The sequence below is a fragment of the Pseudomonas sp. CFBP 13727 genome (assembly GCF_014841915.1).
GTDB classification, from domain to species: Bacteria; Pseudomonadota; Gammaproteobacteria; order Pseudomonadales; family Pseudomonadaceae; genus Aquipseudomonas; species Aquipseudomonas baltica.
In genome coordinates this window covers 210,090-230,469 of the sequence record NZ_JACYUT010000005.1, presented here as the reverse complement: position 1 = coordinate 230,469, position 20,380 = coordinate 210,090, and the positions used below count along the sequence as shown (strand labels likewise).

Annotated in this window: 19 protein-coding genes; 9 read left to right on the top strand and 10 right to left on the bottom strand. The window is 63.5% G+C overall.

Annotated features, from left to right (window positions below; translation table 11 throughout):
• The first annotated feature begins 20 nt into the window (after window positions 1–20).
• Window positions 21–2,030 (top strand): DNA helicase Rep, encoded by a 2,010-nt coding sequence (gene rep, locus IFT76_RS16675; protein WP_122479945.1) that lies wholly within the window; start codon window positions 21–23, stop codon window positions 2,028–2,030.
• Window positions 2,031–2,088: 58 nt separating this feature from the next.
• Window positions 2,089–2,661, top strand: a complete 573-nt coding sequence (locus IFT76_RS16670; RefSeq protein ID WP_122716026.1) for a xanthine phosphoribosyltransferase — start codon at window positions 2,089–2,091, stop codon at window positions 2,659–2,661.
• Window positions 2,662–2,816: 155 nt separating this feature from the next.
• Here the strand turns inward: IFT76_RS16670 and IFT76_RS16665 are convergent, their stop codons facing one another.
• From IFT76_RS16665 to dadA, 4 genes are all read right to left on the bottom strand, one after another.
• On the bottom strand, window positions 2,817–4,748 hold the full coding sequence (locus IFT76_RS16665) for an acetyl-CoA hydrolase/transferase family protein (RefSeq protein ID WP_192059359.1): 1,932 nt from the start codon (window positions 4,746–4,748) through the stop codon (window positions 2,817–2,819).
• 11 nt (window positions 4,749–4,759) lie between these two features.
• On the bottom strand, window positions 4,760–5,308 hold the full coding sequence (locus IFT76_RS16660; protein WP_122479948.1) for a cupin domain-containing protein: 549 nt from the start codon (window positions 5,306–5,308) through the stop codon (window positions 4,760–4,762).
• 138 nt (window positions 5,309–5,446) lie between these two features.
• The gene (gene alr, locus IFT76_RS16655; protein WP_192059357.1) at window positions 5,447–6,514 is read right to left on the bottom strand and encodes an alanine racemase; all 1,068 of its coding nucleotides are present in this window, start codon (window positions 6,512–6,514) and stop codon (window positions 5,447–5,449) included.
• Window positions 6,515–6,588: 74 nt separating this feature from the next.
• Complete coding sequence (dadA, locus tag IFT76_RS16650) at window positions 6,589–7,890, bottom strand: D-amino acid dehydrogenase (RefSeq protein ID WP_192055116.1); 1,302 nt, start codon at window positions 7,888–7,890, stop codon at window positions 6,589–6,591.
• Between the two features lie 156 nt (window positions 7,891–8,046).
• Here dadA and IFT76_RS16645 point away from each other — a divergent pair, with 156 nt between their 5' ends.
• Window positions 8,047–8,535, top strand: coding sequence for an Lrp/AsnC ligand binding domain-containing protein (locus tag IFT76_RS16645; RefSeq protein WP_043192202.1), 489 nt, complete (start codon window positions 8,047–8,049; stop codon window positions 8,533–8,535).
• Window positions 8,536–8,547: 12 nt separating this feature from the next.
• Here IFT76_RS16645 and IFT76_RS16640 read toward each other — a convergent pair whose 3' ends face one another.
• Window positions 8,548–8,901, bottom strand: coding sequence for a YkgJ family cysteine cluster protein (locus IFT76_RS16640; RefSeq protein ID WP_122479951.1), 354 nt, complete (start codon window positions 8,899–8,901; stop codon window positions 8,548–8,550).
• Window positions 8,902–9,011: 110 nt separating this feature from the next.
• Between IFT76_RS16640 and IFT76_RS16635 the strand changes: the two genes are divergently transcribed.
• Window positions 9,012–10,304, top strand: a complete 1,293-nt coding sequence (locus IFT76_RS16635) for an NAD(P)/FAD-dependent oxidoreductase (RefSeq protein WP_122479952.1) — start codon at window positions 9,012–9,014, stop codon at window positions 10,302–10,304.
• A 37-nt stretch (window positions 10,305–10,341) separates the two neighbouring features.
• Here the strand turns inward: IFT76_RS16635 and IFT76_RS16630 are convergent, their stop codons facing one another.
• On the bottom strand, window positions 10,342–10,578 hold the full coding sequence (locus IFT76_RS16630; protein WP_192059355.1) for a DUF1127 domain-containing protein: 237 nt from the start codon (window positions 10,576–10,578) through the stop codon (window positions 10,342–10,344).
• A 165-nt stretch (window positions 10,579–10,743) separates the two neighbouring features.
• Here IFT76_RS16630 and IFT76_RS16625 point away from each other — a divergent pair, with 165 nt between their 5' ends.
• Together IFT76_RS16625 and IFT76_RS16620 are read left to right on the top strand one after the other, a co-directional pair.
• Complete coding sequence (locus tag IFT76_RS16625) at window positions 10,744–12,183, top strand: aminotransferase-like domain-containing protein (RefSeq protein WP_192059353.1); 1,440 nt, start codon at window positions 10,744–10,746, stop codon at window positions 12,181–12,183.
• Window positions 12,184–12,226: 43 nt separating this feature from the next.
• Window positions 12,227–13,789 (top strand): phospholipase D family protein, encoded by a 1,563-nt coding sequence (locus IFT76_RS16620; RefSeq protein WP_122479955.1) that lies wholly within the window; start codon window positions 12,227–12,229, stop codon window positions 13,787–13,789.
• A 24-nt stretch (window positions 13,790–13,813) separates the two neighbouring features.
• On the opposite strand, the gene IFT76_RS16615 is transcribed toward IFT76_RS16620, so the two are convergent.
• The gene (locus IFT76_RS16615; protein ID WP_122479956.1) at window positions 13,814–15,307 is read right to left on the bottom strand and encodes an aldehyde dehydrogenase; all 1,494 of its coding nucleotides are present in this window, start codon (window positions 15,305–15,307) and stop codon (window positions 13,814–13,816) included.
• A 163-nt stretch (window positions 15,308–15,470) separates the two neighbouring features.
• Here IFT76_RS16615 and IFT76_RS16610 point away from each other — a divergent pair, with 163 nt between their 5' ends.
• Window positions 15,471–15,833, top strand: coding sequence for a cupin domain-containing protein (locus IFT76_RS16610; RefSeq protein ID WP_122479957.1), 363 nt, complete (start codon window positions 15,471–15,473; stop codon window positions 15,831–15,833).
• A 144-nt stretch (window positions 15,834–15,977) separates the two neighbouring features.
• On the opposite strand, the gene rpmG is transcribed toward IFT76_RS16610, so the two are convergent.
• Both rpmG and rpmB read right to left on the bottom strand, forming a co-directional pair.
• Window positions 15,978–16,133: a 50S ribosomal protein L33 gene (gene rpmG, locus IFT76_RS16605; protein ID WP_022960960.1), complete on the bottom strand. Its 156-nt coding sequence runs from the start codon at window positions 16,131–16,133 to the stop codon at window positions 15,978–15,980.
• Between the two features lie 12 nt (window positions 16,134–16,145).
• Window positions 16,146–16,382, bottom strand: coding sequence for a 50S ribosomal protein L28 (rpmB, locus tag IFT76_RS16600; RefSeq protein ID WP_122479958.1), 237 nt, complete (start codon window positions 16,380–16,382; stop codon window positions 16,146–16,148).
• Between the two features lie 372 nt (window positions 16,383–16,754).
• Here rpmB and IFT76_RS16595 point away from each other — a divergent pair, with 372 nt between their 5' ends.
• Entirely contained in the window at window positions 16,755–18,344 is a 1,590-nt protein-coding gene (locus IFT76_RS16595) for an ABC transporter substrate-binding protein (RefSeq protein WP_192059351.1), read from the top strand.
• 16 nt (window positions 18,345–18,360) lie between these two features.
• Here IFT76_RS16595 and radC read toward each other — a convergent pair whose 3' ends face one another.
• A complete protein-coding gene (gene radC / locus IFT76_RS16590; RefSeq protein ID WP_192059349.1) occupies window positions 18,361–19,035 on the bottom strand; it encodes a RadC family protein in 675 nt (224 codons plus the stop codon).
• Window positions 19,036–19,169: 134 nt separating this feature from the next.
• Here radC and coaBC point away from each other — a divergent pair, with 134 nt between their 5' ends.
• A complete protein-coding gene (gene coaBC, locus IFT76_RS16585) occupies window positions 19,170–20,378 on the top strand; it encodes a bifunctional phosphopantothenoylcysteine decarboxylase/phosphopantothenate--cysteine ligase CoaBC (RefSeq protein ID WP_122479961.1) in 1,209 nt (402 codons plus the stop codon).
• Window positions 20,379–20,380: the final 2 nt, after the last annotated feature.

Below are 20,380 nucleotides of genomic sequence, written 5' to 3'. Positions count from 1 at the left end.
TTTCGTCAGTGACTCCCGTCATGTCCCGACTCAACCCCCGGCAGCAAGAAGCCGTGAACTACGTCGGCGGCCCTCTTTTGGTGCTCGCCGGTGCAGGCTCCGGCAAGACCAGCGTGATCACCCGCAAGATCGCCCATCTGATCCAGAACTGCGGTATTCGTGCCCAGTACATCGTCGCCATGACCTTCACCAACAAGGCGGCGCGCGAGATGAAAGAGCGCGTCGGCAGCCTGCTGCGCGGCGGCGAGGGCCGCGGCCTGACCGTTTCGACCTTTCACAACCTGGGCCTCAACGTCATCCGCAAGGAACACGCGCGGCTGGGCTTCAAGCCAGGCTTCTCGATCTTCGACGAAGCCGACGTGAAAGCGCTGATGACCGACATAATGCAGAAGGAGTACTCGGGCGAAGACGGCGTCGACGAGATCAAGAACATGATCGGCGCCTGGAAGAACGACCTGGTCCTGCCGCCCCAGGCGCTGGAGCAGGCACGCAACCCCAAGGAGCAGACCGCCGCCATCGTCTACAGCCACTACCAGCGTACGCTGCGCGCGTTCAACGCGGTGGACTTCGACGACCTGATCCTGCTGCCGGTCAAGCTGTTCCAGGACCACCCCGACGTTCTCGAAAAATGGCAGAACAAGGTCCGCTACCTGCTGGTGGACGAATATCAGGACACCAACGCCAGCCAGTACCTGCTGGTGAAGCTGTTGATCGGCACGCGCAACCAGTTCACCGTGGTCGGCGACGACGATCAGTCGATCTACGCCTGGCGTGGCGCGCGTCCGGAAAACCTGATGCTGCTCAAGGACGACTACCCGTCGCTGAAGGTGGTCATGCTGGAGCAGAACTATCGCTCCACCAGCCGTATCCTGCGCTGCGCCAACGTGCTCATCTCGAACAACCCCCACGCGTTCGAGAAACAGTTGTGGAGCGAAATGGGTCACGGCGATGAAATCCGCGTGATCCGCTGCCGCAACGAAGATGCCGAGGCCGAGCGGGTGGCCGTCGAGATTCTCAGCCTGCACCTGCGCACCGACCGGCCCTACAGTGACTTCGCCATCCTCTACCGGGGCAACTACCAGGCCAAGCTCATCGAGCTGAAGTTGCAGCACCACCAGATTCCGTATCGCCTGAGCGGCGGCAACAGCTTCTTCGGGCGTCAGGAAGTGAAGGATCTGATGGCCTACTTCCGCCTCATCGTGAACCCGGACGACGACAATGCCTTTCTTCGCGTAATCAACGTGCCGCGCCGGGAAATCGGCTCGACGACCCTGGAGAAACTCGGCAACTATGCCACCGAGCGCAAGATCTCGATGTACGCGGCCACCGACGAGATCGGCCTGGGCGAACATCTGGACGCCCGCTTCACCGATCGCCTGGGCCGCTTCAAGCGCTACATGGACAAGGTCCGCGAGCAGTGCGCCGGTGAAGACCCGATCGGCACGCTGCGCAGCATGATCATGGACATCGACTACGAGCAGTGGCTGCGCACCAACAGCTCCAGCGAGAAGGCCGCCGACTACCGCATGAGCAACGTGTGGTTTCTGGTCGAGGCCTTGAAGAACACCCTGGAGAAAGACGAAGACGGCGCCATGACGGTCGAGGAGGCGATCGGCAAGCTGGTGCTGCGCGACATGCTCGAACGTCAGCAGGAAGAAGAGGACGGCGCCGAGGGCGTGCAGATGATGACTCTGCACGCCTCCAAGGGGCTGGAGTTTCCCTACGTGTTCATCATGGGCATGGAAGAGGAAATCCTGCCGCACCGTTCCAGTATCGAGGCCGACACCATCGAGGAAGAACGCCGCCTGGCGTACGTGGGCATCACCCGCGCGCGACAGACCCTGGCGTTCACCTTTGCCGCCAAGCGCAAGCAGTACGGTGAGATCATCGATTGCGCGCCCAGCCGCTTCCTCGACGAGCTGCCGCCCGACGACCTGGCCTGGGAAGGCAACGACGATACGCCCACGGAAGTCAAAGCCGTGCGCGGCAATACTGCATTGGCCGATATCCGCGCCATGCTCAAACGCTGAATTCAACCCTGCCCGGGCCACAGCCGGCCCGCGCACATTGGTACATCGAGGAACCACCGTGGAAGCTCTGCACAAAAAGATTCGCGAAGAAGGCATCGTGCTTTCCGATCAGGTATTGAAGGTCGATGCCTTTCTCAATCACCAGATCGATCCGCTCTTGATGCAGCAGATCGGCGACGAGTTCGCTCGCCGCTTTGCCGATGCCGGGATCACCAAGATCGTCACCATCGAGGCCTCGGGTATCGCGCCGGCGGTGATGGCCGGGCTGCGCCTGGGCGTGCCGGTGATCTTCGCGCGCAAGCATCAGTCGCTGACGTTGACGGAAAACCTGCTGGTGGCTTCGGTGTATTCGTTCACCAAGCAGACCGAAAGCACCGTGGCCATTTCGCCGCGTCACTTGAACAGCAGCGATACCGTGCTGGTGATCGATGATTTCCTGGCCAACGGCAAGGCGTCGCAGGCATTGATTTCGATCATCAACCAGGCCGGTGCCAAGCTGGCCGGGCTGGGTATCGTCATCGAAAAATCTTTCCAGGGCGGCCGCGCCGAGCTCGATGCACAGGGCTATCGCGTAGAGTCCCTGGCGCGCGTGCAGTCGCTGGCCAACGGCGTCGTGACCTTCCTGGAGTGACCTGATACACCGCATCCAGCCCTTCGCGGCCGATGACCGCTCCTACGGCGAGCATCATCGGCCTGCGTAGACGCGACCCATGACCGCTACGGCGAGCATCATTGGCCTGCGTAGGAGCGGTCATCGGCCGCGAAGGGAGCCACGCGGTGTAGCGCCTAGAACACCGGGGTTTCGGTCTCCTGCAGGGCGGCCAGTACCAAACGCTGGTAAAGCTCTTCGCGCAAACCCTGCGGCTGGTCCAGCGCCATGCGCTGCAGGTGCAGCGGGTAGCGGTTGGCCGGGGGCGCTTCGAGCGCCGCCTTGCCCAGCTCGAGCATTTCGCTGAGCTTGAACTTGCTCTTGAGCCAGTTCAGCGCCCGCAGCAGGTCCTTTTCCTCATCGGTGAAGTCACACCCCAGCGGATACTCCGGAAACAGCGGAGCATGCCGCTCGCGAATCGCCTGCAGACGCTCGCTGGTGTTGTTCGCGAAGCGCGGATCGAGCACGAAATCCCGACTCAACTTGCCGGCACGCTGGGCCTCGTCGATCAGGCTGGGCTGAAAGCGCGAATCGCTGATGTTGATCATCGCCTCGATCACCTCGGCATCGGTACGCCCACGCAAGTCGGCGATGCCGTACTCGGTCACGACGATGTCGCGCAGGTGCCGTGGAATCGTGCAATGGCCGTAGTCCCACAGCACATTGGAACTGATCACCCCCGCCGACTCGCGCCAACTGCGCAGGATCAGCACCGAACGCGCGCCTTCCAGGGCATGCCCCTGCACGACGAAGTTGTATTGCCCGCCGACCCCACTGATGACCCGACCGTCTTCGAGCTGGTCCGACACCGCCGCACCCATGACCGTGGCCGTGAACACGGTGTTGATGAAGCGCGCATCGCGCCGTTGCAGACGCTTGAGCTGCTCGTCGCCGTACAACTCGTTGATGTAGCTGATCGCGGTCATATCGAACTGCGCAAGGCTGGCCGGGGGCAGCTCGCGCAAGCGCTCATAGAAACTGTTCGGCCCGAGGAAGAAACCGCCGTGCACCACCACCCCGTCCCGGTCCTCGTCGGCGTGCAGCACACCGGCGTTGGCCGCCGCCTGGCGAGCCACGTCGGGATACACCTTGCGGCGTATCACGCCTGCTTCGGCCAGGGCCAGCAGGCCGTTGACGAACATCTCGCTGCAACCGTACAGGCCGGTAGCGAAAGGCTCCACCCCACCTTCGGCCTGGATCAGCGCCTGCCAGGGCGACAGATCGAGCTCAGCGAGCAGCGCCCGGTAGCCGCCGTTGTCCGCCTGGCGCGCGAGCAAGGCAGCGCTCAGCGCATCGCCCATTGCACCGATGCCGATCTGCAGGGTGCCGCCGTCGCGCACCAGGGTGCTGGCGTGCAGACCGATGAAGTGATCCTGCAGGCCGACCGGCATGTTCGGCGTCGAGAACAGCGTCGAGCGCTCTGCGGTATCGACCAGCAGGTCAAAGGCCGCGCTGTCGATTTCGGCACTGCCCGGCATGAACGGCAATGCCTCGTGGATCTGGCCCAGCACCAGGATGGTCTCGCCGGCAGCGCGACGCTTTTCGATCATCGGCAGCAGGTCCAGAGTGATGTCCGGATTGCAGCTCAGGCTCAGGCGACCGGCCTGCTCGGGGTGCTGGCTGACCAGTTGCGCTACCAGGTTCAGCCCCTTGGCATTGATGTCGCGAGCGGCGTGGCTGTAGTTGCTGCTGATATAGCTCTGCTGCGCCGTCGTGCTGCTCAACAAACTGCCCGGCTGCATGAAGAATTGCTGCACGCTGACGTTTGCGGGCAGCTCGTCACGGCGCAGGTCGGCGAGAAACTCGAACTCGGGATAATCACCGAAAACGCGCTCCACGAAGGGTTCGAGCAAGCGCTTCTGCAAACCGTCGCCCAAGGGTGGCCGGCCCAGCACCAGTGCGGTGTAGATCGTCAGGCGTCGCTGGGGAAGGCTCTTGATCCGGGCATACAGCGCGTTGACGAAGCGGTTGGGTTTGCCCAGGCCCAACGGCATGCCCATGTGAATGTGGGCAGGCAGTCGTTCGAGCACCTGGTCCACGGCTGCCTCGATGGAACATCGCTGGACCATGCCCAGGCTCCCTAGAAATTGGCCGGTGTGGCGGCGCTGATAAGGCGTGCCGGCGTATCGAACGGATTGCGGAAGCGATGCGGCTTGCTGCTTTCGAAGTAGTAGCTGTCGCCCTCTTCCAGCACGTAGGTGTCCTGGCCGACCACCAGTTCCAGGCGCCCCTCCACCAGGATGCCGGTCTCCTCGCCCTCATGCATGAGCATTTCCATGCCCGTGTCGGCGCCGGGTGGATAGACCTCGCTGAGAAAGGCAATGGCCCGGCTTGGATGGGCCTTGCCCACCAGCTTCATGGTGACCGCGCCGTCGGAGATATCGATCAGCTCACTGGCCTTGTAGACCACCTGGGTTGGCCGTTCGGCTTGCAGCTCTTCGGAAAAGAACTCGACCATGGACATCGGGATCCCGCCCAGCACCTTGCGCAGCGAGCTGATCGAGGGGCTCACGCTGTTCTTCTCGATCATGGAAATGGTGCTGTTGGTGACGCCCGCCCGTTTGGCGAGTTCACGCTGGGACAAACCCTTGAGTTTGCGAATGGCTTGCAGTCGTTCGCCGACGTCCAATGCGTAAGCCTCCTGGAATGCTGTGCAGTTCATGATGGCCGGTATCATGGCAACAGCGTTCGGGATTTACAACACATTGGCAGGCGCCGCCGCGGCACATGGGCGCAACGCGCCTCGGCCGTGGCGCCAGAGATTGCGCTAGAGGTACTGCAGAGGCACTCGGCGCAGGTTGCAGAAGATCTGGTAGGCGATGGTCCCGGCAGCATGGGCCACGTCGCTGGCCAGCACCTGCTTGCCCCACAGTTCGACCGTGCTGCCGACGCCGGCATGGGGCACATCGGTCAGGTCGACATTGAGCATGTCCATCGACACCCGCCCTGCCAACCCGGTGCGTACGCCGTCGACCAGCACCGGCGTCCCGTTGGGTGCCAGGCGCGGGTAGCCATCGGCATAACCCATGGCCACCACGCCGATTCGGCTCGGCCGCTGGGTGACGAAGCGCGCACCGTAGCCCACGGTCTCCCCGGCAGGCAGTTCACGCACGCTGATGACCTTGGATTGCAGGGTCATCACCGGCTGCAGAGCGGCACTGGCAGGCGTGGCGGTTTCGAACGGTGTGGCACCGTAAAGCATGATGCCCGGACGCACCCAGTCGCTGGGGATCTGCGGCCAGCCAAGCACGGCCGGGGAATTGCGCAGGCTGATTTCGGCTGACAGGCCTTGGCGCGCCGTGTCGAATACCGCCAATTGCTCGGTACTGCTGGGGCAGTCCAGTTCATCGGCGCGGGCGAAATGGCTCATCAGCACGATCTTGGCCACCTTGCCGCTGGCCAGCAGGCGCTGATAGGCGCTCTGGTAATCCTTGGGGTGCAGGCCCACGCGGTGCATGCCCGAGTCGAGCTTGAGCCAGACCTGCAGCGGCTGGCTCAACCGCGCCTGCTCGATGGCTTCGAGCTGCCACAGCGAGTGCACCACGCACCACAGCCCATGCTCGGTGATGAGGGGCAATTCGCTGGCTTCGAAAAAACCTTCGAGCAGCAACACCGGTGCCTCGATGCCAGCCGCGCGCAGTTGCAGGGCTTCCTCGATGCAGGCCACGGCGAACCCGTCCGCTTCGCCCTCCAACGCCTGCGCGCAGCGCACTGCACCGTGACCGTAGGCGTCGGCCTTGACCACTGCCAGCGCCTTGGCCCCGCTCATTTCACGCGCCAGGCGATAGTTGTGGCGCAGGGCCGAAAGGTCGATCGAGGCGCGAGCTGGACGCATGGCGGGCTTCTTGTGCAAAAGTTGACGAAGTCGCCCGGTTGTATACCGAACCGGGCGAGGAGCAGGTGTGAAACTTACGAGTGCGCCGGCGCTGACTGGCCTCGGCGAACCGTGTCGTGCGGCTGGCCGTAGCGCGATATGTCGAGACCGGCAGCGCTGATCTGCGGCGTTTTACGCGCGATCAGGTCGGCAAGCAAGCGCCCCGAGCCGCACGCCATGGTCCAGCCCAGGGTGCCGTGACCGGTGTTGAGAAACAGGTTCTTGAACGGCGTGGCACCGACGATCGGCGTACCGTCGGGGGTGGTAGGCCGCAGCCCGGTCCAGAAACTGGCCTGGGCCAGATCGCCGCCCTGCGGGTACAGGTCATTGACGATCATTTCCAGGGTCTCGCGGCGACGCGGGTTCAGGCTCAGGTCGAAACCGGCGATTTCGGCCATCCCGCCCACGCGGATACGGTTGTCGAAACGGGTGATCGCGACCTTGTAGCTCTCGTCGAGAATGGTCGAGGTCGGCGCCATCGCCGGGTTGATGATCGGCACGGTCAGCGAATAGCCCTTGAGCGGGTAGACCGGCGCCTTGATGCCCAATGGCTTGAGCAACTGCGGCGAATAGCTGCCCAGTGCCAGCACGTAGCGGTCGGCGGTTTCCAGCTTGCCGTCGATCCAGACACCGTTGATGCGGTCGCCGGCGAAATCCAGGCGCTCGATGGCCTGGCCGAAGCGGAACTGCACACCCAGATCCTTGGCCATCTGCGCCAGGCGGGTGGTGAACATCTGGCAATCGCCGGTCTGGTCGTTGGGCAGGCGCAGGGCGCCAGCCAGAATGCCGGTCACCGATGCCAGGGCCGGCTCGACGCGGGCAATGCCCTCGCGGTCGAGCAATTCGTAGGGCACGCCGGACTGCTCCAGAACGGCGATGTCCTTGGCCGCGTTGTCCAGTTGCGCCTGGGTACGGAACAGCTGAGTGGTGCCCAGGGTGCGGCCTTCGTAGGCGATGCCGGTTTCCGCGCGCAGCTCGTCGAGGCAGTCGCGGCTGTACTCGGACAGGCGCACCATGCGCTCCTTGTTCACCGCATAGCGGCTGGCGGTGCAGTTGCGCAGCATCTGCGCCATCCACAGGTACTGGTCGACATCGCCGGTCAACTTGATCGCCAGCGGTGAATGGCGTTCCAGCAGCCATTTGATCGCCTTGAGCGGCACACCCGGCGCCGCCCAGGGCGAGGCATAGCCCGGCGATACCTGCCCGGCATTGGCGAAGCTGGTTTCCATGGCGACGGCCGGCTGGCGATCGACCACGGTCACATCCATGCCCTGCCGAGCCAGATAATAGGCACTGACGGTGCCGATCACACCACTACCGAGTACCAGAACGCGCATGTGTGTCGCCCTCATCGCGGAAATCCGCTGACGTAAGATGTTAGGTCCGAAGATGTGGGCAGTATAAAAAGGTCCAGCCAGTGCTTTTCACTGTATGCAAGGCTATATTTGGCGACAATTCTCGGCCATCAGCGCTTTAACGGAGGGGCATCGCCTGTGCGTACCCAGCACCAGAGCAAACGCGAACTCGACAAGATCGACCGCAACATCCTGCGCATCCTGCAGGCCGACGGGCGCATGTCGTTCACCGAACTGGGCGAGAAGGTCGGCCTGTCGACCACACCGTGCACCGAGCGAGTCCGCCGCCTGGAGCGCGAAGGCATCATCATGGGCTATTACGCCCGGCTCAATCCGCAGCATCTGCGCGGCAGCCTGCTGGTGTTCGTCGAGATCAGCCTGGACTACAAGTCGGGCGACACCTTCGAAGAATTTCGCCGCGCCGTGCTCAAGCTGCCCCATGTACTGGAATGCCATCTGGTGTCGGGTGACTTCGACTACCTGGTCAAGGCACGTATCTCGGAGATGGCGTCCTACCGCAAGCTACTGGGCGATATCCTGCTGAAACTGCCCCACGTGCGCGAATCCAAGAGCTACATCGTCATGGAAGAAGTGAAGGAGAGCCTGAACCTGCCGGTGCCGGACTGATCCACAGACGCTTCAGACCAGCACCTGACGCGTACTGGCGATCAGCTTGTGCACCTGATGTTCCACGGCAGGGTCGATCAGCTCGGTGGGGCGCCGTCCGTTGGGGCACGGCAATGTCGGCGTGGTCCCGAACAGCCGGCAGATCAGCGGGCGCTCCTCGTACACCGTGCATCCCTGCGGCCCCAGGTGCACACAGTCGAGGCGGGCCATCGCGGCCTCCTGCTCGGCGGCCGTCTTGCGCGGCAGCCGGGCCATTTCCTCGGACGATGTGGTCACCGGACCGCAGCAGTCGTGGCAGCCCGGCACGCATTCGAACGAGGGAATCTGCTCGCGAAGAAAGCGGAGCTTGTGGCTGTTGCAGCTCATGACGGGTCACCTGGTGGGCAAGGCGCCATTGTGCCGCGCGGTTGCCGCCATGGGAAACCCCGGCTTATGCTGCGTCAGGTTTTCCACACACTGCCATCAGGACCCTATCCATGAATGCTCACGCCGAGCACGCCGCTTCGTACTACGCCGCCAGCCTGCACCGGCAGCCGGTATACCCGCCCCTGCTGGGTGAGGTCAGCGTCGACGTCTGCGTGGTGGGCGGCGGTTTCTCCGGGCTCAATACCGCGATCGAGCTGGCTCAGCGCGGGCTCAGCGTCGCGCTGCTCGAAGCCCACCAGATCGGCTGGGGCGCCAGTGGGCGCAACGGCGGGCAATTGATTCGTGGGGTCGGCCACGGCCTGGAGCAGTTCCGCAAGGTCATCGGCGACGACGGTGTGCGCGACCTGACCCTGATGGGGCTGGAAGCGGTCGAAATCGTGCGCCGGCGCATCGACCAGCATCGTATCGAGTGCGACCTGACCTGGGGCTACTGTGACCTGGCCAACAAACCAGCCCAGTTGCAGGGCTTCATGGAAGAAGCCGAAGCGTTGCGCAGCCTCGGCTACGCCCACGAGTTGCAGATCGTCGAAGCGCAGGACATGCGCAGCGTGGTCGGTTCGGATCGCTACCACGGCGGCCTGGTCGACATGGGCTCCGGCCACCTGCATCCGCTGAACCTGGCCTTGGGCGAAGCCGAGGTGGCGCGGCAGCTGGGTGTGCAGCTTTTCGAGCACTCGCGGGTGACACGCATCGAGTATGGCCCGCAGGTGCGCGTGCACAGCGCTCAGGGCCAGGTACGGGCACGCTACCTGGTGCTGGGCTGCAATGCCTACCTGAACGATCTCAACCCACAGCTGAGCGGCAAGGTGCTGCCTGCAGGCAGCTATATCATCGCCACCGAGCCGCTGGATGCCGAGCAGGCGCGGCAGTTGCTGCCGCGCAACACGGCGGTGTGCGACCAGCGCGTGACGGTCGACTACTACCGATTGTCTGCCGATCGGCGCTTGCTGTTCGGCGGTGCCTGTCACTATTCAGGGCGTGACCCGAAGGATATCGCCCAGTACATGCGGCCCAAGATGCTCGAGGTGTTCCCGCAACTGGCGGATGTGCGCATCGACTATCAGTGGGGCGGCATGATCGGCATCGGCGCCAACCGTTTGCCGCAGATCGGCCGGCTCAAGGAACAGCCCAACGTGTTCTATGCCCAGGCATACTCCGGGCACGGCCTGAACGTTACCCATCTGGCCGGCAAGCTGCTTGGCGAGGCCATCAGTGGCCAGGCCAGCCGCGGCTTCGACCTGTTCGCCAAGGTCCCGCACATGACCTTTCCTGGTGGTCGTCACCTGCGCTCGCCGCTGCTGGCGCTGGGCATGCTCTGGCACCGGTTCAAGGAACTGGGCTAAAGCTGCGAACGCTCCAGCTGCCCAGGACCCGGCACCACTACACGCGCCAGAACGGCTTCAAGCCTTCGCTACGCGCCTGCTGCGCATCCAGGCCGATATCGCGCAATTGGTCCTTGTCCAGTTCCAGCAAGGCTGGCCGTGTGCGCAGGCGATGCAGCATCAGCGCCCAACGTCCCAGGTCTGCCGGTGCGCGCTCGGCGCAGGGGCGCAGCCTCGGCTCTTCCAGCAATTCTTCGGTGCGCAGCAGCAGACGTACATCGGTCAAGCCATTCATGGCCGTTCTCCTTGAAGTGTTTGGACAGCAAGGCCATGGTGCCGCAGCCGAGGGCATCTCATACAGATTCAAAAAGGGCTTATGTTTTCCATACAGTCAGCTGACCTACCGGTCTGAATGCTGTATTTTAGGCGCATCTGTATGGTTACCCGCGCGAGCGAACCTATGACCCTGTACATGAACCTCGCCCAGCTGCTCACTCAGCGCATCGAACAGGGCCTCTATCGCCCCGGCGATCGACTGCCCTCGGTGCGCGCCCTGAGCATCGAGCACGGCGTCAGCCTGAGCACCGTGCAGCAAGCCTATCGCCAGCTCGAAGACCACGGCTTGGCGGCACCGCGGCCCAAATCCGGCTATTTCGTGCCCACCGTCCGTGAGCTGCCGGCGCTGCCAGCGGTAGGCCGGCCCATGCAGCGTCCGGTGGAAATCTCGCAGTGGGACCAGGTGGTCGAACTGATGCGCGCCGCGCCGCGTGATGACGTGGTGCAGCTGGGCCGCGGCATGCCCGATGTCAGCAGCCCGACCCTGCGTCCCCTGCTGCGCGAGCTGGCCCGCCTGAGCCGACACCAGGCCATGCCAGGCCTGTACTACGATTCGCTGTATGGCACCCAGGCCCTGCGCGAGCAGATCGCCCGGTTGCTGGTGGACGCCGGTTGCCAGTTGAGCATTGGCGAACTGGTGGTCACCACCGGCTGCCACGAGGCGCTGTCGGCCAGCGTGCGCGCCATCTGCGAACCCGGCGATATCGTCGCCGTGGACTCGCCGAGCTTCTTCGGCGCCATGCAGACGCTCAAGGGCCTGGGCATGAAGGCTCTGGAAATCCCCACCGACCCGCTGACCGGCATCAGCCTGCAGGCGCTTGAACTGGCATTGGAGCAGTGGCCGATCAAGGCCATACAGCTGACGCCCAACTGCAACAACCCATTGGGCTACGTCATGCCCGAAGCCCGCAAGCGCGCGCTGCTGACGCTCGCCCAGCGCTTCGACGTGGCGATCATCGAGGACGATGTGTATGGCGACCTGGCCTTCAGCTACCCACGTCCGCGCACGATCAAGTCGTTCGACGAAGACGGCCGGGTGCTGTTGTGCAGTTCGTTCTCCAAGACCCTGGCGCCGGGTCTGCGGATCGGTTTCGTCGCCCCGGGCCGCTACCTGGAACGGGTGCTGCACATGAAGTACATCGGCACCGGGTCGACATCGACACAGCCGCAGCTGGCCATCGCCGAGTTCATCAAGGGCGGCCACTACGAACCGCATCTGCGGCGCATGCGCACCCAGTATCAGCGCAGCCGCGACCTGATGATTGACTGGGTCACTCGTTACTTTCCCGCCGGCACCCGCTGCAGCCGCCCGCAAGGCGGGTTCATGCTGTGGGTCGAATTGCCCGACGGCTTCGATACCCTCAAGCTCAACCGCCTGCTGCTCGACCAGGGGGTGCAGATCGCGGTGGGCAGCATTTTTTCGGCGTCGGGCAAATACCGTAATTGCCTGCGCATGAACTTCGCCAGCAAGCCCACGCCGCAGATAGAGGCCGCGGTGCGCGCGGTGGGCAACTGCGCACGGCAACTGCTGGTGGAAAATCCACACCCCGATGCCGACCTTTGACGGCCCGCCAGGGTCGAACTGCACGCCTCCCCCTCTGCCAAGGATGATCGCTTTGCCCTGCCCCAGGCTGTTACCGCTGCTGTTGACCTTGATCCTGGCCCTGCAAGGCTGCGCCAGCGTAAACGCGCCGCGGGACTACAGCGAAATGTTACCGGCCGAACAATCGGCCTTCGGCAGGTCGGTGCAGGCTCAGGTACAGGCCCACCACGGACAATCGGGGTTCCGCCTGTTGTCGAGCAGCGATGAGGCGTTTCGCGCACGCGCCGAATTGATCCGCAACGCCCAGGGCAGCCTCGACCTGCAGTACTACATCGTCCACGACGGTTTCAGTACCCGGGCGCTGGTCGACGAGCTGCTCAAGGCCGCCGACCGCGGCGTGCGCGTGCGCATCCTGCTGGACGACACCACCAGCGATGGCCTGGACAAGACCATCGCCACCCTGGCCGCGCATCAGAACATCCAGATCCGCCTTTTCAACCCGACGCACCTGGGCCGATCCACCGGCGCCACGCGTGCAGTGGGCCGCCTGCTGCAACTGTCCCGGCAACACCGGCGCATGCACAACAAACTGTGGCTGGCCGACAACAGCGTGGCCATCGTCGGCGGGCGCAACCTGGGCGACGAATACTTCGACGCCGAGCCGGACATGAACTTCACCGACATCGACCTGCTCGGCTTCGGGCCGGTGGCCCAGCAACTGGGGTACAGCTTCGATCAGTACTGGAACAGTGCGCTGAGCCAGCCGATCGCCAACTTTCTGTTCACCGTTCCCACGGCCAGGCACCTGGCATCCACGCGCGTGCGCCTGGAGCAGTCGCTGCTTGAATCCAGACGCCAGCACCATGTCCTCTACGAACGCCTGATGACCTATCAGAGCGCGCCGCAGATGGACATCTGGCGGCAGCAACTGATCTGGGCCTGGGGCCAGGCGCTGTGGGATGCACCAACCAAGGTGCTGGCCCGCGGCGAGCCCGATCCGCACCTGCTGCTGACCACCCAGCTCGCGCCTGAGCTGACCCGGGTCAAGCATGAACTGATGTTGATCTCTGCCTATTTCGTACCGGGCGAGGCTGGCCGCGACTACCTCACCGGGCGCGCCGACGCCGGGGTCGACGTCAGCCTGCTGACCAATTCACTGGAAGCCACCGATGTGCCCGCAGTGCACGGCGGGTACGTGCCCTACCGCAAGGCGCTGCTCGAACATGGCGTGAAGCTGTTCGAACTGCGTCGCCAGCCAGGTGACGATGGCGACGTGTCCCTGAGTTTCACCGGCAGTTCCGATTCCAGCCTGCACAGCAAGGCGATGATCTTCGATGCGCGCAAATCCTTCATCGGCTCGTTCAATTTCGATCCGCGTTCGGTGCTGTGGAATACCGAGGTCGGGGTGCTGGTCGACAGCCCGGAACTGGCAGCGCAGATGCGCCACCTGGCCCATGAGGGCATGTCGCCTGCGCGCAGCTATCAGGTGCGCCTGGAAAATGGCCAGGTGGTATGGGACACCGAGGACCACCAGCAGATGCATACCCTCTACCGCGAGCCGGGTGACTGGTGGCGAAGGCTGAACGCATGGTTCAGCGAGGCAGTGGGGCTGGAGAAGATGCTTTGATTCCCCTGCCCCACTGTGGATGGATCAGAGCTTGATCCAGGTGGCCTTCAGTTCGGTGTATTTGTCGAAAGCGTGCAGCGACTTGTCACGGCCGTTGCCCGACTGCTTGAAGCCACCGAACGGCGCGGTCATGTCGCCACCGTCGTACTGATTGACCCACACGCTGCCGGCACGCAACGCCTTGGCCGTCAGATGCGCCTTGGAGATGTCCGCCGTCCATACCGCGGCGGCCAGGCCATAGGCGCTGTCGTTGGCGATGCGCACGGCCTCCTCGGCGGTGTCGAAGGTGAGCACCGACAGTACCGGCCCGAAAATCTCTTCCTGGGCGATCTTCATGGCATTGGTCACGCCATCGAAAATGGTCGGTTCGACGTAAGTGCCGCCGGTTTCCTCGAGGATGCGCTTGCCGCCCACCAGCAGCGTTGCGCCGCCTTCCTGACCCGCCGCAATGTACGACAGCACGGTGTTCATCTGCTGGGTATCCACCAGGGCACCGACGTTGGTCGCCGGGTCCAGCGGATTGCCGGGTTTCCACCCCTTGAGCGCCTCGACCACCATCGGCAGGAAGCGCTCCTTGACCGAACGTTCCACCAACAGGCGCGAACCGGCCGTACAGACTTCGCCCTGGTTGAAGGCAATGGCACTGGCCGCCGAATCGGCCGCGGCCTGCAGGTCCGGCGCATCGGCGAAGACGATGTTGGGGCTCTTGCCACCCGCTTCCAGCCAGACGCGCTTCATGTTCGACTCGCCAGCGTAGATCATCAATTGCTTGGCGATCCTCGTGGAACCTGTGAACACCACGGTGTCCACGTCCATATGCAGGGCCAGCGCCTTGCCGACCGTGTGGCCATGGCCGGGCAGCACGTTGAGCACGCCTTTGGGAATGCCCGCCTCGATCGCCAGCTGGGCAATGCGAATGGCCGTCAGCGGAGATTTTTCCGAAGGCTTGAGAATCACCGAGTTGCCCGTGGCCAGGGCCGGCCCCAGTTTCCAGCAGGCCATCATCAGCGGGAAGTTCCACGGCACCACTGCGGCGACCACGCCCACGGCTTCGCGGGTGACCAGGCCGAGCTGATCGTGCGGGGTCGGGGCGACTTCGTCGTAGACCTTGTCGATGGCCTCGCCGCTCCAGGCCAGGGCATTGGCTGAACCAGGCACGTCGATGTTCAGCGAATCGCTGATCGGCTTGCCCATGTCCAATGTTTCCAGAAGCGCGAGCTCTTCGGCATTTTCCCGCAGCAGGCTGGCGAAACGAATCAGGGTGGCCTTGCGCTTGGCCGGTGCCGCCTTGGCCCAGACGCCGGAGTCGAACGTGGCGCGGGCATTCTCGACCGCTCGCTGGGCATCGGCAGCGTCGCAGCTGGCCACCTGGGCCAACAGCCGGCCATCGACGGGGCTTACGCATTCGAAGGTCTGGCCCGACACGGCGTCGGTGTATTCGCCGTCGATGAACGCGCGCCCTTCGATCTTCAGCTGCTGGGCACGTTGTTCCCAGTCAGCGCGAGTCAGAGTGGTCATACGGATCTCCTGTGATTGAATGCAAAGCCCGGCCGTGCAAGGCTGGACGGGATGACATCGAACCACCCTAAACCACCGGTGTGACGCTTTTCAATATATTTGACACTTGGCGCACAGAGGCCCACGGATGTGCGTTTTATCCAACAAGCGAGGGGTTTCCTGCATGAACATCACCAGCATCGTCGATTTTGCTCAACACAGCGTCGCCCCGGAACGCTACCGGCCTGCGCCCGAGAAGATCCTTGGCGGCGACCCCGAACAGACACTGTTCAACCACTACCAGAGCCCCTGCGGGCAGATGAACGCGGGAGTATGGGAAGGCCAGGTAGGGCAATGGACAGTCAACTATACCGAGCATGAATACTGCGAAATCGTGCAGGGCGTCTCCGTGTTGCGCGACAGCCAGGGCAACGGCAAGACGCTGCGCGCCGGCGACCGCTTCGTGATCCCCGCCGGTTTCAGTGGCACTTGGGAAGTACTGGAAGCCTGCCGCAAGATCTACGTGGTGTTCGAAGCCAAGGATTGAGGCTGCTCCACACACCCCCTGTAAGAGCGAGTGCACCTGTGGGAGCGGGTTCTACCCGCGAAAGCACCCCCGCGATCCAGAATTCACACCAAAAAAAAGGCCCGCATCTTTCGATACGGGCCTTTTTCTGGTCGCCAAAATCAATTACTTGATTTTGCCTTCCTTGTACATCACGTGCTTGCGAACAACCGGATCAAATTTCTTGATCTCGATCTTGTCCGGAGTAGTACGCTTGTTCTTGTCGGTAGTGTAGAAGTGACCAGTACCGGCGCTCGAGATCAAACGAATCAATTCACGCATGATAAAGCTCCCTTAAACCTTGCCGCCATCGCGACGGATTTCGGCCAGCACGACAGTGATGCCACGCTTGTCGATGATACGCATGCCCTTGGCGGATACGCGCAGACGCACAAAACGTTTCTCTTCTTCAACCCAGAAGCGGTGATGCTGCAGGTTCGGCAGGAAACGACGACGGGTTTTGTTGTTTGCGTGGGAAATGTTATTCCCAGTCACCGGACCCTTACCGGTAACTTGACAGACTCTCGACATGCCTCAGCCCTCTAAAACCACATGCCCAACCCGGCATGGGTTGGCCGCTTATCTTTCAGTCATTTGGCGCACGGCGCCGCGTTTCTTCAGGGTCTTACCCACCTCACCGTAAAGGCAGAGGAACAGGGCCCTAGAAAAGAGCGCTGCTTTATACCAGAAAGCCTTTGGCGCAACAACTGCAGATGCACAATCAATGTGTCGCGCAACACAGCTACTGGCTCACGCGCAGCAGTGGCGGGCGTGCTGCGGCACGACCACTCGTCGCGCAAAAAAACGATTTAGGGATAGTCAACGCTGCCGGACATCTCTAGGGTAGGACTTTTCTCCAGACTGCATAGGCAGATGGGCCCTCGACACGCCAAGGAACACACCATGCGTCTTGCGACTTTGCCGTTCTTGCTTGCTCCCCTGTTTGCCTCTGCGCTGGCTCATGCCGCGCCGCTGACAGTCTGTACCGAGGCCAGCCCCGAAGGCTTCGACGTGGTCCAGTACAATTCACTGACCACCACCAACGCGTCGGCCGACGTGCTGATGAACCGCCTGGTGGAGTTCGATGCCAAAGCCGGCAAGGTCGTTCCCAGCCTGGCGGACAGCTGGGCCGTATCGGCCGATGGCCTGACCTACACGTTCAAGCTGCACCCCGGCGTCAAGTTCCACGGCACCTCGTACTTCAAGCCCGACCGCGAGCTCAATGCGCAGGACGTGCTGTTCAGCTTCCAGCGCATGCTCGACCCGGCCAACCCCTGGCACAAGGTCGCGCAGAGTGGCTTTCCGCACGCCCAGTCGATGCAGCTGCCGGGGCTGATCAAGAAGATCGAGGCGCCTGATCCGCTGACCGTCCGGTTTACCCTGGATCATCCCGATGCGACGTTCCTGGCGACCTTGAGCATGGGCTTCGCCTCGATCTATTCGGCGCAATACGCCGAGCAACTGATGCAGGCCGGTACTCCGGAAAAACTCAACAGCCAGCCGATCGGCAGCGGCCCGTTCATCTTCGTACGCTTCGAGAAGGACGCCGTGGTGCGCTACAAGGCCAACCCGGATTACTTCGCCGGCAAACCTGCGGTCGACCCGCTGCTGTTCGCCATCACCCCGGACGCCAACGTGCGCCTGCAGAAGCTGCGGCGCAACGAGTGCCAACTGACCCTCTCGCCCAAGCCGCTGGACATTGCCGCAGCCGCCGACGACAAGAGCCTTCAGGTGATCAAGACCGAAGCCTTCATGACCGCGTTCCTGGCCATCAACAGCCAGCACCCGCCGCTGGACAAGCCTGAAGTGCGCCAGGCGATCAACCTGGCGTTCGACAAGGACAGCTACCTCAAGGCCGTGTTCGAGGGCACTGCGGAGGCGGCCAATGGGCCCTACCCGCCCAATACCTGGAGCTATGCGCGGGACCTGCCGGGTTACCGGCAGGACACCGCCAAGGCGCGTGAATTGCTGGCCAAGGCCGGCCTGAAGGACGGCTTCAACACTACCATCTGGACCCGCCCATCGGGCAGCCTGCTCAACCCCAACCCCAGCCTGGGGGCGCAGCTGCTGCAGGCGGACCTGGCCAAGGTCGGCATCAAGGCCGAGATCCGCGTGATCGAATGGGGCGAGCTGATCCGCCGTGCCAAGGCCGGTGAGCATGACCTGTTGTTCATGGGCTGGGCTGGCGACAACGGTGATCCGGACAACTTCCTGACGCCGCAGTTTTCCTGCGCGGCGGTACAGTCCGGGACCAACTTCGCGCGCTATTGCGACAAGACCCTGGACAAGCTGATCAGTGATGGCAAGGCGGTGACCGACCAGGCCCAACGCAGCAAGCTGTACCACCAGGCCCAGATGCAGATCCAGCAGCAGGCGCTGTGGCTGCCACTGGCACACCCGACGGCGGCCGTGCTGGCCCGCAAGGGCGTCGAGGGGTACAGCGTCAGCCCGTTCGGCCGGCAGGACTTTTCCAAGGTGTCTGTAGGTAAATAGGACGCAGCGAGGCCACTCACATCCAGCCATGCTCGACCATCGACAGCGGCTCGCCTTCGCCGATGATGATGTGATCGAGCACGCGCACGTCGACCAGTGCCAGTGATTCCTTGAGGCGCTGGGTCAGCGCGCGGTCGGCCTGGCTCGGGGTCGGGTTTCCGGAAGGGTGATTGTGCGTCAGGATCAGCGCTGCGGCGTTCATGGCTATGGCCCGCTTGACCACTTCGCGCGGATACACCGCCGCACTGTCGATGGTGCCGCGAAACAAAACCTCGAAACCCAACGGCTGGTGCTTGGTGTCCAGGAACAGGCAACCGAACACTTCCTGGCGCTCATGGCGCAGCTTGGCCTTGAGGTAGCGGCGCACCGACTCGGGATCTTCCATGGCCGGTCCGCGTTTCAGCCGCTCGGCCATGTAGCGGCGGTTCATCTCGATGGAGGCCTGCAGCTGGGCGTATTTGGCAGGCCCCATGCCGAAGTGCTGACTGAAGGTTTTCTGGTCGGCCTCGAGCAGGGCCCGCAGGCCGCCGAAGCGGATCAGCAGGTTGCGCGCCACGTCCACGGCGCTGTGCCCGGCCACGCCGGTACGCAGGAATATCGCCAGCAGCTCGCCATCGGAAAGACTGCCCGGACCATGCGCCAGCAGGCGCTCACGTGGCCGCTCGGCCTCGGGCCAATCGCGAATACTCATCCCCACTCCCTGTCTGTGAGCCTCGCTGTTCCATAGCGAGCGCTGTGCTATCTTAGCGCAACTTTTTGCACGGCGACCCGGCCCCGGGAGGCGGTTTCACCGTGGTGTTATTACCAGATGATAAAGGCAGGCCTATGCAGCGGCTGTATCGAAAACGCATCATTCTGGGCGTCGGCGGCGGCATTGCCGCCTACAAGAGCGCCGAGCTGGTACGTAGGCTTCTGGAGCAGGGTGCCGAAGTACGCGTGGTAATGACCAAGGGCGGCAGCGAGTTCATCACGCCGCTGACGCTGCAGGCGCTTTCCGGCCACCCGGTACACATGGACCTGCTCGACCCCGCGGCCGAAGCCGCCATGGGCCATATCGAGCTGGCCAAATGGGCCGACCTGGTGCTCATCGCCCCCGCCACTGCCGACCTGATGGCGCGCCTGGCGCAGGGCATGGCCAACGACCTGCTGACCACGCTGGTACTGGCCACCGATGCCACCGTGGCCATCGCGCCGGCCATGAACCAGGCCATGTGGCGCGATCCGGCCACCCAGGACAACCTGCACCTGCTGCGCAGCCGTGGCCTGAAAGTCTTCGGCCCGGCTGCGGGCAGCCAGGCCTGTGGCGACATCGGCCTGGGCCGCATGCTCGAAGCCACCGAGCTTGCGCTGTGCGCGGCCGACTGCTTCGAGCACCTGGCCTTGACCGGCAAGCACGTGCTGATCACCGCCGGCCCGACCCAGGAAAACATCGATCCGGTGCGCTACATCACCAACCACAGCTCCGGCAAGATGGGCTTTGCCCTGGCCGAAGCGGCCGTCGAGGCCGGCGCCCGCGTCACCTTGATCTGTGGCCCGGTGCACCTGCCCACGCCCGACCGCGTGACGCGCATCGATGTGGTCAGCGCACGCGATATGCTCGCTGCCTGCGAAGCCGGCATGCCCTGCGACGTTTTCATCGCATCCGCCGCCGTGGCCGACTACCGCCCCGAAGTGGTGGCCGCGCAGAAGCTCAAGAAAGACCCGGCCAGCGGTGACGGCCTGCTGCTGCAGATGGTACGCAACCCGGACATCCTGGCGACCATCGCCGGCCGCGCCGATCGCCCTTTCAGCGTCGGCTTCGCCGCCGAAACCGAACACCTGCTCGACTATGCCGCGCGCAAGCTCCAGGACAAGAACCTGGACTTGATCGTGGCCAACGACGTCGCCAACCCCAGCATCGGTTTCAACAGCGAAGAAAACGCCTGCAGCGTGATCGATCGCCAGCTGCAGACCACTGCTTTCGCCCAGACCAGCAAGGGCAAGATCGCCCGCCAGCTGGTTTCCTTCATCGCCAAGCGCCTCGATCAGGTTTAACG